Raw genomic sequence first — 12,031 nt, 5'->3', positions numbered from 1 at the left:
CGCGTCGCGCTGCGGGCCGCGAGGGAGGCGGCCCGGAAGAATGGCGGTGGCCAGAAGGCGAGGTCAAGGCCGCGCCCGGTCCGTACGGTGGGCCGGGACGGGCGCGAGCCGATGGGTCTCGAGCGACGATCGGCGCGCTGATCACCGAGCGGCCCTGGGAACTCCCGGCCGCCGGCGCGACGCTGCGGGACCGGAGGGCAGCTAGCGCCCCGGGCTCGCCGGGCACGTCGCCGCCGTCGGCTTCGATGCGGGCTGAGAAGTGGCAGCGGGTGTCGCTGGAGAACTGCGGCCGCAGCCTGGAGATTGCCGAGCTCGTACGCCAAGCGATGCTGATCGACGAAGACCTTGCCACCGAGTCCCTGGCGAGCATCCTCGATGGTCAGGTCTACCCAGAAAAGCCGTTCCACCTGTAGGGCCCCACCCTCAGCGACGACGAGGACGAGGCGCCCGGTCGAACAAGGCCCGCGGACCCTCCATGCCCGCACCCGCGCCGCCGGGAACGCCCGCACCTCGTCCTCGGCGTCCCGGATCTCCCACACGTGCTCGTACCGGTTCTGCCGCCTGGCCCCGTACGCGGCGAACTCGTCCGGCCCGACGTCGAACTGCTCGGCCGCGAACCGCACCACCACGGTCGGCACGACGGACAGGTCCTCGGTCGGGAACACCCCGAACATCCGCACACGGCCCCACTGCACTGCCCACCCCAGCCGGTCCGCCGGGGCCCGCTTCGCTCGGGCCAGGCCGAGCGCCTGCGCATCCAGGCGGAAGAACTGCTCCAGCTCACCGATCAAGAGATCCCACACAGGCACTTAGCTTGTCGTTTATCCGTTGAGGTCGAAGCGCCCTTCGAAGTGGGTCGCTTACCTGGGCATTTGCCGGACGTGCGGGCGGCCTCGGCTTGATCATGTGTGTCCTTGGTCGGAGAGCCCCAGCACACGCTCGCGGCCGTGCTCGTCCTCACCTTCGAGCCCCGTGCCCGGCAGGACGGAATACTCCGAGCACGGCCGAAGCTGACCTGATCATGAGTGAGATTCTCGTGACCGGCGCTACTGGCAATGTCGGCCGACAAGTTGTTGTTCAGCTCCTGGCCAGAGGCACCGCTGTGCGTGCATTGGTGCGTGAGCCCGAATCGGCCGGGCTACCGGAGGGAGTCAAGGTCGTAGGCGGGGACCTGTCCGAGTCGGACACGCTGGAGGGGGCACTGACCGGGACCGGCACAGTGTTTCTGATCTGGCCTTTCCTTACGGCCGAGGGCGCCCCCGCCGTACTGGAGGCGATTGCACGACATGCCCGCCGCATCGTCTATCTCTCATCGTCGGGTGTGAACGAGGACGCCGAACGGCAGACCGACCCGATCAATCAGCTCCACGCCGACATGGAGCGCCTGATCGAAAAATCCGGCCTGGAGTGGACCGTCCTGCGTTCGAACACGATCGCCTCCAACGCGCGAGGGTGGGCCGAGCAAATCCGCACCACGCACGTCGTTCGCGGTCCCGACATCGCGGCCACGGCGGTGATCCACGAGCGCGATATCGCGGCCGTGGCGGTACACGCGCTGACTGATGACGGGCATGCGGGCGCGATACACGTCCTGACCGGCCCGCAGGTACTGAGCAGAGCCGAGCAGGTACACACGATCGGGGAAGCGATCGGCCGCCCGACGCGCTTCGAGAAGGTCCCCGTGCAGGTCGCACGGCAGCAGATGCTCGCCGACGGCAGGCCACCCGCCCTCGTCGAGGCCCTGTTGGCCAGCGCTGAAACGCGGTCCGAATCGAACTTGATCACCTCCACGGTGGAAGAGATCACCGGAGCGCCGGCGCGCATGTTCCGCTCGTGGGCGGAAGACCACGCGGACGATTTCCGTTAGGTTCGCCTTTCGGGGTCCCGGCCCGAAATGGTCCTCGAACTGGGTCGCTCACCTGGGCATTCGCCGGACGTGTGGACGGTCTCGGCCTGATCATGTGCTCCGACCAAGGACGCACGAACCAGGCCGAGACCGCGGAGACGAGTGAGCTGCAGCAGTACGACGGACGGGAGGCGTTCACAGCGCTGTCACGCTTCCGGGGCGCCTTCTATGACTGCCTGACCGCACGCCAGAATGCACTCTTCGAGCTGACTGACGCACTGCTGTGCACGGACGGGCCGGTGCGGACGCTGGTCGACCTCGCGACGCCCCGCGCATCGCGCACCTGCCAGTGCAGATCCTCGGCCGGCTTCGCTCCGACCGCGTGATGCGGCGGCCGACACCGCCGCGGGTCTACGACCCCAAGGGCGGCCGGCCGCCTGAGCACGGCGGCGAGTTCGTCTTCGGAGACCCGGCCACCTGGGGCACTGAGCAGGCCGTGACGACCACGGACACCTGCCTCTACGGGAAGGCGACCGCGCAGGCGTGGGACCGGCTACACCCGCGGCTGACCCGTCGGGCGGCCTGGCTCGGCCACGTCGGACCGTTGCCCATCACCGAGGGCACCGTCATTCGCCTGGTCGTGGAGAAGCTGCCCAGTGGCGGGGTGAACAAGCCGGTGTGGCTGTGGTGGTCGGGCACCGGCGCCACCGAGGCGGATGTCGACCGACGCCGGCAGTCCTTCCTCCGCCGCTTCGACCTGGAGCACATGTTTCGCTTGTTCAAGCAGACGCTCGGGTGGACGAAGCCCCGGCTTCGCAGCTCGGAGGCAGCCGACCGGTGGACGTGGGTGGTGATCGCCGCCTATGCGCAGCTCCGACTCGCCCGCCCGTTGGCGATCGACCTGAGGCGGTCAGTTTGTTCGGCGAGGCTGGCTTCTCCAAGGGGCCCCGGTCGGCCACCGGGTTCGAGGAACCGCCGCCCGGCCACCCGTCATGACGTGGGCCGGGTCCTTGCAAGCGGCGAGGCGTTCAGCCGCCCTGCCCACCACAAGGTGGGCACGAAGCCGCGTCGAACTGGATGAATGACAAGCTTAGGCAGTGTCCGACGGCTCCGGAGCCTGACCGGTCGGACACTGCCTCCCGCTGGATCAATCCCGCTCGTATTGCGAGAGGGCGAGACCGAGGCCGAAGAAGGTGGGTGCCCACTCACCGACGAAGATCCCCCAACGGTCAGCGCGGTCAGTGCCGGCAGATTCCGCTTTGAGTGAGGTTGCCCAGGACAGGACGGAGAGACCGATCGAGGCCAGCGCGGCGGTGTAAGCGTGCTCGCTTCGCAGTCCAGCGTCATGAAGCTTCCTGATCATGCCAGCCTCCTTCGAATGGGTGTTCCTCATAGCACCGTGACGCAGTCCTCCGCCAGATGCGACCGCACGCGCCCAAACGGGTGAAGCGAAACCCGAAACGATTAACCACCCACAAGGCCACCCGATCCGTCGGGCACCCCCTAGCCCCCAGGTGAGGGGCGGCATGCGGGGGCGGGAGTGCTGGACCGACGCCCACTACCGTGGCGTCCTGGCCCTGGGGGCACAGCAGTGCTGACTCGAGCGGCGGCCACCGATCAGCGTCCAGTACCTGGCCTGCGTACGCCTCGGACCGGATTCTGAGCAGTAGGAGAAGGGGAGCCCGCTGTTGTCTGCTGCTGGATCACCCGGGTGGGCCACGGGGGGGCGTACCCGGCGCGGCAGGGGTCGAGTCAGCCTTGATGGGTTTCGGTCCCGGGGCGACTGCCGGGGTTTCCTCAGAGGCCGTCTTGGCGGCGGCCTTGCGGGTGCGGGCGGTGGTGGCCATGGATGGCTCCTCGAGCGGTGTCAGTCCGAAGGTGCGCACCCTGCACAAGGGGTTCCGCTTATGTCGCGCGGTGCGGCAGGTTTTCAGCTCCGGGCTCGGTGGCTCGGGCCGCAGGCGCAGAGAAAGCGGGAGCCGGGCAACGGGAATGGTGTCCCTGACTCGGCAGAGGCCTTGCTTCGTGCGGGGCCTCTGCCCGTCGGGTCAGCCTCCGGCCGGGGGCCTCGTAGGTGAAGCCGTCGGCCTTGGCGACGGTGCCGCTGTCGTCGACGAGTTCGACAGCCACGGCCCCAGCGGCGCCAGGCGGCGTCTTCACGGTCGGCTCGGTGGCCGAGCGGACGTGCAGGCCGGTGGTGGCTGCGTCGCCGAAGGCGATGGCGGAAATACCGTCGAGGTGGGCGCCCGTTACCGTCACGGTGGTGCCGCCCGCGACCGGGCCTTTGGTGGGGCTGATGCCGGCGACCGTCGCTGCGGTGAACAGGTGATCGACGGCAGAGCGCAGGACGATCGTCCCAGCCTGGTAGAGCAGAAAACGCTTGGAGCCTTCGGGCTGCCCGTCTCCGCGCCCATACGGCTCTGAGACATAGACGTCTCCGTGTGACCCGAACGGGCAGATCATCGAGCGCGGCCGCTGCGAAAGCCGCCTTCGTGATGCGGGTGCCGTCCTGGCGATACAGGCCCATGGGGTCCTTCCTCCGGATGCGGTCGTCGGCGGAGGATGCGCCCCGGTAGGCGCTTGGGTCGCGCGCTACAGGAAGGCAAGGTATCCCTCGATACAGCAACCAGAGGTGGTCCCAGCCATCCCGGTCGACGCTGAAGTGAGCAAGCCGGCGGACGAGATTCGGCTCCAGTACGGGCACCATCGCCTGCGCCAGCACCGTCTCCGGCCGAACGTCCGGGACGGTACGCAGTATGGAGGCGGTCATGCCCCCTGCCGTAGTCCGGGCAGGGCCCGGCACGGTTCAGTGAGGGCTGGCCGGGCGCCTCATAGCGATTCCTTCCACCTTTGCTCGCCCTCGCCGGGTAATGAACGTGTCATGACTTGCAAACCTTTGGTAAACGGTGCCTCAAGTCGGTCAATGCACTTTGCGGGAAGCCAGCAAAAGATGTTGATCTCGATGTGCACGCATCCGGCAGAGGCTCACGTGTCCTCTTCCGATGGACTTGAACAGAGAAATGGATTGCTTAATGCGTATGACGGCACGTCATCGGACGGGCTTAGCGGCGGCGCTTGCGGCGGGTGCCGCGCTCATCGCGGCTGCACCGGCCACCGCTGCGGACTCCTCAGGGCAGACGCTGGATAAGGTCCTGGCCGAGTCGGGCAAGACCACCACCTTTGCCCGCGACACCGCTTGGTCTTTCACCAAGTTGCAGGGGGACCACCACCTCGCCGCTGACAAGGAAGGTGGCGTGTCCATCGAGGACGGCAAGGGCGAGAAGCTCCTCACCATGACGCCGAAGCCCATCAAGGACATGGATGGTCATCTGCACAAGGTGACTTGGACGGTCAAGGGCAACACCCTTTACCAGCACGTCGATACCCCGCAAGCCACGCTCAAGGGTGTTGTAGCCCCCACTGTGACGACGTACGGGTTCTGGGACTGGGCCAAGTGCCTAGGCAAGAAGAGCCTGGACACGGCCGAACTCGGCGGCGTAGCAGGCTGTGTTACAGGCCTGGAGACCGGCTGCGTGGGCGGCGCCGCCGTGGGCGGCTTCGGAGGCGCCGTGGCCGGCGCGGTCCAGGGCGCTCACAAATGCTGACCGACTCGTCGGGAGACAGGCTGTGGGGGTGTCCCTAGGTGGTGCTGCAATGAATCGGGACGAACTGCGTCCGCCGAATGACGGGGTGTTCTTCTCAGGCACGATCGCCGTGGCCATCTGCGTCGGGACGGCCATCATGGCTTCCACGTCCGGGTGGCTGTCGAACGTGGCAGGTGTTGCCGGCGCTGCCGCCGTCGCCCTCGTGGGTCGGCTGTGGTACCGGCAGGCCGACCTGAGGTACCGAAAGGCACGCTTCCTCGCGGAAGAGCAGGACGACACCGGCAACGGGGCGTCGTAGAACGCCCGCAGGAATTGCGGTCGCTCGGCACTCCGGTGGTGCCCGCTGGCGCGCAGTGGGCACCCCGCCTCCCTCTTCATCAGCACGTCGGCACTTCGATTGGTGAGTGATGAATGCGCGAAGGGTCATCCCCGATGAGAATGACCCTTCGACGGCGCGCTATTCCCGCTAAAAGCCAGCCTTCAGCGGCCTCGCCTCGCCTCACGGTGATGATCCGGAGTATCCGTCGTTGTATGTCTCCGGACATTAAGCAGTGCTGAGTGACTGAGCTTCTTCGATGCGGCCACCGATCGGGTGACGGCCCGTGAAGCGAAACGAGCGAGGCCCCCGGGCTGTTGATCGAGATGTCTGACGTCTCAATCACGTTGCTCGGGGGCCTCGTTGGTCGTCCATCCTGCCGCAATCGACCTGTCGCACGCACTCGTGGAGTCGGTCACCATGCTGATCGTCACCCGTGAGGGCGACCGGCGCTGCAAGCTCCGTCTGTCACAGCGCGCGATGGTGGCACTGGTGTACCTGCGCGAGCCCACCGCTTTGGCGAAGATCGCCGCCGGGTTCGGGATCAGCGAGTCCACCGCCCATGCCTGCACCAGCACGGTCGTCGACCTGCTCGCCGCGCGTGCGCCGGGTCTGCTGAGGACGCTGCGCGAGCATGATCCCGACTTCGTCCTGCTCGACGGAACTCTCGCCGAGTGCGGCCGGGTCGGCGACGGCCGGGCCGACTACTCCCACAAGTACCGGCGCCACGGCGTGAACGTGCAGGTCGTCACCGATCCTGGCGCCCGGCTGCTGTGGCTCTCGCCCGCCCTGCCGGGCCGCACTCACGACCTGCCCGCCGCCCGCACCCACCGACGGCTGGATCGCTTCATGCGCGAGGACGGCTTTGGCCATGGTCACGCATCAGGCTGCCGATAACGTCCTGGTTGCTCCAGGCGCTGACAATGGTGGCGTTCGGGGCCGTCCTGCGCTGGGCCTGGTCTTCGGTAACAACGCCTACTTCAACGTGCACGCGCTCGCCAGCGGGGGTGGGGACGTTGCGGTGTTGCTGAACAGCATTCGGACCGAGGCGTCGATAGCTCATGTCTCGGCGTGGCATGCAATGGGCGACTTCAACCGGAGCCCGGATACGGATTCGTTCGGCAGAGTGCTCCGTGACTTCAATGCGCATGTCTATCGCAGTGGAAACCCTACGCACCAAAGCGGTAACGAACTGGACTACCTGGTTTCATCGCAGACTATCGGAGGCAATTACTCCGCTGAACGGATGGGGGGCAGGGGGTCGGACCATTATCCAGTGCAGTTTTTTGCTCGCAGGTCCTCGGACGCCGTTGCTGTGACCAGCATCAGTAATAACGGACGCGTATTGGATGTGGCTGGCCAGTCGAGTGCCAACGGAACACATATCATCACCTACGATGACCATCACGGCGGGAATCAGCAGTGGCGAATCGGTCAGGGCTCGGTATCCAGGTCGATGAAGTTCGTCAACAAGCAGACCGGCAAGTGCATTGACGCTTATGGCGGGCCCGATGCCGTAAGCGGTACTTACCTCAACGAATGGGACTGCCAGGGCCAGAAGACCCAGGACTGGCGACCCGTCCCCGACCCTGTCCAGGTAGGCGTCTACTCGTACGTACATCTCGCCACCGGCTTGTGCATGGACGTACTCAACTACGCGATGAGCAACGGTGCCTGGCTCGGCCTGTACAAGTGCAGCGGAGCCCCGAACCAGAAGTTCCTGCTTCAGTGGCGCTGACCGTGGCGTTCAGCACCGAGCCGGCGTAGCGGGTCGAAGTAGGAGTCGGGCTCGCGCAGGACCTGCAGCAGGGCTGGTGTGCGGTCGGCGAGCAGATCAAGCAAGGCAGGGTAGTTGACCAACGAGGCCCCCGAGCAGCGAGATTGAGACGTCCGGCATCTCGATCGACAGCCCGGGAGCCTCGTGCGTTCCGTCTCACCGCCCGCCGCTCGATCGGCGGACAACTCGAAGAAGCTCAATGATCGGCGGGCTGAGGCGCAGATCGCCGCTCTGCCTTCGTCGGCAGATCGGCGTTACGCTGAATTGTGGACAGTCGATGAATCCCTGAACCGGGGGTGCGGCTGAGAAGCTGAAGGCCGTGGGGACCACTTGGGGACCACACGCTGCGCGCGTAAGCGGGCAACCCGCCTGATGTTGTGTCGGCTGTGTGCGGCGAGGGCCGCTGACCCGCTTACCGCAGGTCAGCGGCCCTTTCTCCACCCGCGCAGAGGTGCTCTGTGGCGGTGAGGCATGCCGAACTGGTGTCGGGGCCACTACTGGCGGGCTCATGAGGGACGTCGAATTGCCCTGCCCAAAGCCCGGCTCAGGAGGTCTCCTCAGAGACCTCCTGAGAGGCAAACTCCCGAGGGGCAAACTGCTCCTGGAGGGGCTCGTTGAGCACAACGAACTCCGGCTGGGGTCGCTTGCTCGTGCGGACGAGTCCATCGATCACGTCGAGGTCGCCGTTGAGGGCACCGTTCTTGATGCTCTTGGGCAGCTTGCCGTGGCCTCCGCCTCCCGAGGGCGGAATGGCCGCGAACGGAAGGAAGCCGCCGGAGCCGCCGAGGCCGCCCGCGTTTTCGTTGTTGAAGCTCGCTTGGTTCATTCCGTTCTGTCCGTTGGTGCTTTTGTCGCCGGTGTACCAGAACACGCTGGAGTCGTCGTTCAAGCCGACCCCGGCCTCAGCGGGTGCTGCAACGCCGCCGATGAGGGTTGCTGCGAGGGTGGCACCGACCGCCAGTGATGACTTCCTGAAGAGGCTCATGTGTCGTAAACGATCACGGGTGGTGCGGGTTGCCCTCGGGGCGTCGCACCCGGAGTGGATGGTCTTCGCGATCGGCGGACACTTGAACGCGAGCAACGCCCCCACAGTCACAGGGTTGGTAATGGGATCCATTTTCATATAGCGTCGGGTCCCGCACCGACCGGAGAGGACCCCGAACCCATGGCCGTTCCCAAGCGGAAGATGTCCCGCAGCAACACCCGCCACCGCCGGGCCCAGTGGAAGGCCGTCACGCCGCAGCTCGTGCCGGTAACCCTCGACGGCGTCGCCCATCTGGTGCCGCAGCACCTGGTCAAGGCCTACGAGCGCGGTCTGCTGCGCCCCGAAGGCTGACGGGCATGCGCGGACGACTGCCCGTCACCGTCCTGTCCGGCTTCCTCGGCGCAGGCAAGACCACCCTGCTCAACCACGTGCTGAGCAACCGCGAGGGCCTGCGCGTCGCAGTCATCGTCAATGACATGAGCGAGATCAACATCGACGCCGCGCTCGTGCGCGGCGGCGAGGCCGCCTTGTCGCGGACCGAGGAGCGCCTGGTCGAGATGACCAACGGATGCATCTGCTGCACCCTGCGCGACGATCTGCTCGAGGAGGTCGACCGCCTCGCCCGCGAGGACCGCTTCGACCACCTCCTCATCGAGTCCAGTGGCATCTCCGAACCGATGCCCGTGGCGGCGACCTTCGCCTTCCCCCGCGACGACGGGGCCACCCTGGGCGACCTGGCGCGGCTCGACACCATGGTGACGGTCGTCGACGCCGCCAACTTCCTGCCGGAGCTGGAAGGCGGGGACGGGCTCGCCGAGCGCGGGCTCGACCAGTACGAGGACGACGAACGCACCGTCAGCGACCTGCTGATGGACCAGATCGAATTCGCCGACGTCATCGTGCTCAACAAACTCGACCTCGTCGACGCGGACAGCGCCGAACGGCTGCGCGCCACCCTCACCCGGCTCAATCCACCGGCCCGTATCGTGACCACCACCCGCGGGCGCGTGGCCCTCGGCGACGTCCTCGGGACCGGCCTGTTCGACCTGGAACGGGCGCAGCAGGCTCCGGGCTGGGTCATGGAACTCAACGGGGACCACGTTCCGGAGACGGAGGAGTACGGCATCTCCAGCACGGTTTTCCGCTCCGACGTCCCGTTCCACCCGGCCCGCCTGTGGGAGTTCATCACCGAAGGCCTGGACAGCGGGGCCTACGGCCGGGTCCTTCGCTCCAAGGGCTTCTTCTGGCTGGCGAGCCGCCCCCGGGTGACCGGCCTGTGGTCGCAGGCCGGTTCCGTCGCCCGCTTCGAACCCTCCGGAGCCCGGGGCGCGGGCAGCGCACAGGGCCAGGAACTGGTCTTCATCGGCACCGGCCTGCGCAGCGAGGAACTCCGGATCGCCCTGGCGCGCTGCCTCATGCAGGACGGCGAAAGCCTCCCGGCCGCCGACCCGTTCCCTGCGTGGGACACCTACGGAATCGACGACACCTGCGAGCACGAGCACCCCGCACTCGTACCGCAGAACTGAAGACCCCCGGGCCGGGCAGTGGTCGCAGCCACGGCACTGCCCGGCCCGGTACATCCCGCTCGCCGGCACCGGTGCCGGCCCTGATGACGGTGGAAAACTTGTCGGCTTGCGGACGTCTCCTGGGACCGGACCGGGGGCTATGCTGCTAGGTGGACGTCCCGGACCCCGACGGCATGCTGTTTCTTGGCCCATGGTGCCTGTGGCGAGCGGGCTGTTCGTCCCTTCGCTCAGCGCATCCCCGGGGTGAGCCAGCGGGGTCCTCGGCCCTGGAACTCGGGCCACTGGGCCCGCTGTTCGCCTGCTTGCCCGAACGTCACGAACCGGGAGCACAGCAGGATGTGCCGAAGTCCGGCACTCTCACCTGGCGCTGCCCCGGCTGGTCTTCTGAACCGAGGCGCTATGCCTGTCCTTGAGATGTTGAACGTCTACCGGCGCGACAGGAAGAACCGGGTGCTGATCACCCTGGCCGGTGAGATCGACCAGGTCTCGGCGCCCCTGGTGAGCGCGGCGCTGGAGCGGTGCCTGCGCGAGGGCATCCGCACCATCGACGTCGACCTCACCCCCGTCACCTTCTGCGACTGCAGTGGCCTCAACGCCTTCCTCGACGCTGCACACCGCACCATCGCGGCCAACGGATCTCTGCGCCTGCACCACCCGCCTTCCACGCTGACCCGGATCCTCACCCTCACCGGCACCGGCCCCTTGCTCCTCGGCCCCACGGACCCTGCCATGTCACCTCCTCGCCCGGAAAGGCCCGCCGGCAGCCCTCCGGCACCACAGCTTTCCCTCGTGCACGGGGGCATCGGGTGGCCGGGTGCTCGAGCACCGCAGCCGCGAGAGCTTCCTGCGGCGCCTTGCCGATGACGTCCGACGGCCCGGGTTCGACATGACGATCGCCGAAGCCACGGAGGCAGGGCAGGCACCGGCCTTGGCCGGGTGCGCATTCGGGTTCCCCGTGCGGCGTGACGGCTCCTGGTGGCAGGGGTTCTCCGGAGCACTCCCGCAGGACGTCGAGCAGCTCACCGCGTCCGGCACGTCTTCGCGATCACCGAGATCCTGGTCCATCCGCACGAGCGCGACCGCGGGCTCGCCGGTCACCTTCAGGAGCGGCTGCTCACCAGCCGTCAGGCGTCCCTCGGTGCCACCTTGATGGCTCAGGCCGACCGTGTGGCCTGTGCTGCCTTCCGGTCCTGGGGGTGGCAGGACATCGGAGAGATCCGCCGGCAGCCCGGCCGAACCGTACTGCGGGTACTGGTCCTTCCGCTCGGCGAGCGGGGCGTGGCGAAGCCGGACGGCCTGGCGCACAACGCGGACACCGAGCGGCCCCGTGGAGCAGACGGAGTGGACCCCGGGGTGAGGTGAGGAGGACCAGCCGGCCAGAGGCCGGAATGCCCCCAGAAGCCTGTTCGGATGAAGCGGGGAGGACTAGCCTGCACAGTGCCGCCCGGGCCCCCGGCAGCAGTGAGCACTGACCGCGCCCCTGCGGGGCGCACGCTGCGCATCGGTGCCGGAAGCCTCCCCCTGCACGCTCGGGGCCGGCCCGCGCTCGCCGTCGCCACACGATCCCGGCACGGCCTCGGTGCGCCCCTCGCGGGCAGCATTTCCGCCGCTCGTCCGCGTCACGCGCATCCGATGGCAGGCGGCACTCATGTACGTGCTGATCATCCCCGCTTCAGTTCCCTTCGTCCTGCTCGCGACCGTCATGGGCCTGTCCTGGTGGGAGGACCACGTCCTGCCGCCTGCCGACCCGGCGGAGACTGCCGCCGAAGGGCCCTCGCGAACCCCGCCGGTCGCGTTTCCGGAGCCGGAACGCGCCAGTATCGCCAGCTCGTTGACAGGCAGTGGCAGCGGGCGTTGACTGAGCACCACGGCGTAGGGCTACGACGCTCCGGCATCCTCCGGGCGGCGCCCCCCGCCCGGCTTCGCCCGGACCCCGCGGAACTCAGGGAATCCTCCCTGGCTTCATCTGGAGGCCC

General features: G+C 67.6%; 14 protein-coding genes and 3 pseudogenes. 13 read left to right on the top strand and 4 right to left on the bottom strand.

Annotated features, from left to right (window positions below):
* Positions 1-269: 269 nt before the first annotated feature.
* Complete coding sequence (locus tag AB8O64_RS02770; RefSeq protein ID WP_370424070.1) at positions 270-413, top strand: hypothetical protein; 144 nt, start codon at positions 270-272, stop codon at positions 411-413.
* 117 nt (positions 414-530) lie between these two features.
* Here AB8O64_RS02770 and AB8O64_RS02765 read toward each other — a convergent pair.
* Positions 531-803, bottom strand: a pseudogene (locus tag AB8O64_RS02765) (DUF4158 domain-containing protein); the annotation flags it as partial.
* 218 nt (positions 804-1,021) lie between these two features.
* On the opposite strand from AB8O64_RS02765, the gene AB8O64_RS02760 reads away from it, so the two are divergent.
* From AB8O64_RS02760 to AB8O64_RS02750, 3 genes and pseudogenes are all read left to right on the top strand, one after another.
* Positions 1,022-1,867 carry an NAD(P)H-binding protein gene (locus tag AB8O64_RS02760; protein ID WP_370417672.1) on the top strand — a complete coding sequence of 282 codons (846 nt, stop codon included), beginning with the start codon at positions 1,022-1,024 and terminating at the stop codon, positions 1,865-1,867.
* 71 nt (positions 1,868-1,938) lie between these two features.
* The gene (locus tag AB8O64_RS02755; protein WP_370424069.1) at positions 1,939-2,232 is read left to right on the top strand and encodes a hypothetical protein; all 294 of its coding nucleotides are present in this window, start codon (positions 1,939-1,941) and stop codon (positions 2,230-2,232) included.
* Positions 2,151-2,927: pseudogene (locus AB8O64_RS02750) on the top strand (transposase); the annotation flags it as partial. The gene AB8O64_RS02755 and the pseudogene AB8O64_RS02750, both read left to right, overlap by 82 nt.
* A gap of 66 nt (positions 2,928-2,993) precedes the next feature.
* Here AB8O64_RS02750 and AB8O64_RS02745 read toward each other — a convergent pair.
* Positions 2,994-3,209 carry a hypothetical protein gene (locus AB8O64_RS02745; protein WP_356451657.1) on the bottom strand — a complete coding sequence of 72 codons (216 nt, stop codon included), beginning with the start codon at positions 3,207-3,209 and terminating at the stop codon, positions 2,994-2,996.
* A 542-nt stretch (positions 3,210-3,751) separates the two neighbouring features.
* Complete coding sequence (locus AB8O64_RS02740; RefSeq protein ID WP_370417671.1) at positions 3,752-4,309, bottom strand: IPT/TIG domain-containing protein; 558 nt, start codon at positions 4,307-4,309, stop codon at positions 3,752-3,754.
* Positions 4,310-4,848: 539 nt separating this feature from the next.
* Between AB8O64_RS02740 and AB8O64_RS02735 the strand changes: the two genes are divergently transcribed.
* The 4 genes and pseudogenes from AB8O64_RS02735 to AB8O64_RS02720 all read left to right on the top strand — a co-directional run bounded on the left by AB8O64_RS02735 (position 4,849) and on the right by AB8O64_RS02720 (position 7,505).
* Positions 4,849-5,451 carry a hypothetical protein gene (locus AB8O64_RS02735; protein WP_370417670.1) on the top strand — a complete coding sequence of 201 codons (603 nt, stop codon included), beginning with the start codon at positions 4,849-4,851 and terminating at the stop codon, positions 5,449-5,451.
* Positions 5,452-5,500: 49 nt separating this feature from the next.
* A complete protein-coding gene (locus AB8O64_RS02730) occupies positions 5,501-5,749 on the top strand; it encodes a hypothetical protein (protein WP_370417669.1) in 249 nt (82 codons plus the stop codon).
* Positions 5,750-6,130: 381 nt separating this feature from the next.
* Positions 6,131-6,607 (top strand): annotated as a pseudogene (locus tag AB8O64_RS02725) (transposase family protein); the annotation flags it as partial.
* A gap of 31 nt (positions 6,608-6,638) precedes the next feature.
* Positions 6,639-7,505: an RICIN domain-containing protein gene (locus AB8O64_RS02720; RefSeq protein ID WP_370417668.1), complete on the top strand. Its 867-nt coding sequence runs from the start codon at positions 6,639-6,641 to the stop codon at positions 7,503-7,505.
* A 583-nt stretch (positions 7,506-8,088) separates the two neighbouring features.
* Here the strand turns inward: AB8O64_RS02720 and AB8O64_RS02715 are convergent.
* Positions 8,089-8,661 carry a hypothetical protein gene (locus AB8O64_RS02715; protein WP_370417667.1) on the bottom strand — a complete coding sequence of 191 codons (573 nt, stop codon included), beginning with the start codon at positions 8,659-8,661 and terminating at the stop codon, positions 8,089-8,091.
* 48 nt (positions 8,662-8,709) lie between these two features.
* Between AB8O64_RS02715 and rpmF the strand changes: the two genes are divergently transcribed.
* The 5 genes from rpmF (at position 8,710) to AB8O64_RS02690 (ending at position 11,913) form a co-directional block, all read left to right on the top strand.
* The gene (gene rpmF / locus AB8O64_RS02710) at positions 8,710-8,880 is read left to right on the top strand and encodes a 50S ribosomal protein L32 (protein WP_370417666.1); all 171 of its coding nucleotides are present in this window, start codon (positions 8,710-8,712) and stop codon (positions 8,878-8,880) included.
* A gap of 5 nt (positions 8,881-8,885) precedes the next feature.
* Positions 8,886-10,055: a GTP-binding protein gene (locus tag AB8O64_RS02705; protein ID WP_370417665.1), complete on the top strand. Its 1,170-nt coding sequence runs from the start codon at positions 8,886-8,888 to the stop codon at positions 10,053-10,055.
* 399 nt (positions 10,056-10,454) lie between these two features.
* Complete coding sequence (locus tag AB8O64_RS02700) at positions 10,455-10,919, top strand: STAS domain-containing protein (protein ID WP_370417664.1); 465 nt, start codon at positions 10,455-10,457, stop codon at positions 10,917-10,919.
* 111 nt (positions 10,920-11,030) lie between these two features.
* Complete coding sequence (locus AB8O64_RS02695; RefSeq protein ID WP_370417663.1) at positions 11,031-11,417, top strand: hypothetical protein; 387 nt, start codon at positions 11,031-11,033, stop codon at positions 11,415-11,417.
* Between the two features lie 286 nt (positions 11,418-11,703).
* The gene (locus tag AB8O64_RS02690; protein ID WP_370417662.1) at positions 11,704-11,913 is read left to right on the top strand and encodes a hypothetical protein; all 210 of its coding nucleotides are present in this window, start codon (positions 11,704-11,706) and stop codon (positions 11,911-11,913) included.
* Positions 11,914-12,031 lie beyond the last annotated feature (118 nt).

Origin of the sequence: Streptomyces sp. QH1-20 (assembly GCF_041283565.1) — a bacterium.
In the GTDB taxonomy this organism is placed as follows: Bacteria; Actinomycetota; Actinomycetes; order Streptomycetales; family Streptomycetaceae; genus Streptomyces; species Streptomyces syringius.
The sequence above is the reverse complement of the archived record's forward strand: the minus strand, read 5'-3'. Positions and strand labels throughout refer to the sequence as shown.

Excerpts from the sequence above, each read along its gene's own strand:
- AB8O64_RS02760 (WP_370417672.1), top strand. The coding sequence starts at position 1,022 with ATGAGTGAGATTCTCGTGACCGGCGCTACTGGCAATGTCGGCCGACAA.
- AB8O64_RS02745 (WP_356451657.1), bottom strand. The coding sequence starts at position 3,209 with ATGATCAGGAAGCTTCATGACGCTGGACTGCGAAGCGAGCACGCTTAC.
- AB8O64_RS02740 (WP_370417671.1), bottom strand. The coding sequence starts at position 4,309 with ATGATCTGCCCGTTCGGGTCACACGGAGACGTCTATGTCTCAGAGCCG.
- AB8O64_RS02735 (WP_370417670.1), top strand. The coding sequence starts at position 4,849 with ATGGACTTGAACAGAGAAATGGATTGCTTAATGCGTATGACGGCACGT.
- AB8O64_RS02730 (WP_370417669.1), top strand. The coding sequence starts at position 5,501 with ATGAATCGGGACGAACTGCGTCCGCCGAATGACGGGGTGTTCTTCTCA.
- AB8O64_RS02720 (WP_370417668.1), top strand. The coding sequence starts at position 6,639 with ATGGTCACGCATCAGGCTGCCGATAACGTCCTGGTTGCTCCAGGCGCT.
- AB8O64_RS02715 (WP_370417667.1), bottom strand. The coding sequence starts at position 8,661 with ATGGATCCCATTACCAACCCTGTGACTGTGGGGGCGTTGCTCGCGTTC.
- rpmF (WP_370417666.1), top strand. The coding sequence starts at position 8,710 with ATGGCCGTTCCCAAGCGGAAGATGTCCCGCAGCAACACCCGCCACCGC.
- AB8O64_RS02705 (WP_370417665.1), top strand. The coding sequence starts at position 8,886 with ATGCGCGGACGACTGCCCGTCACCGTCCTGTCCGGCTTCCTCGGCGCA.
- AB8O64_RS02700 (WP_370417664.1), top strand. The coding sequence starts at position 10,455 with ATGCCTGTCCTTGAGATGTTGAACGTCTACCGGCGCGACAGGAAGAAC.
- AB8O64_RS02690 (WP_370417662.1), top strand. The coding sequence starts at position 11,704 with ATGTACGTGCTGATCATCCCCGCTTCAGTTCCCTTCGTCCTGCTCGCG.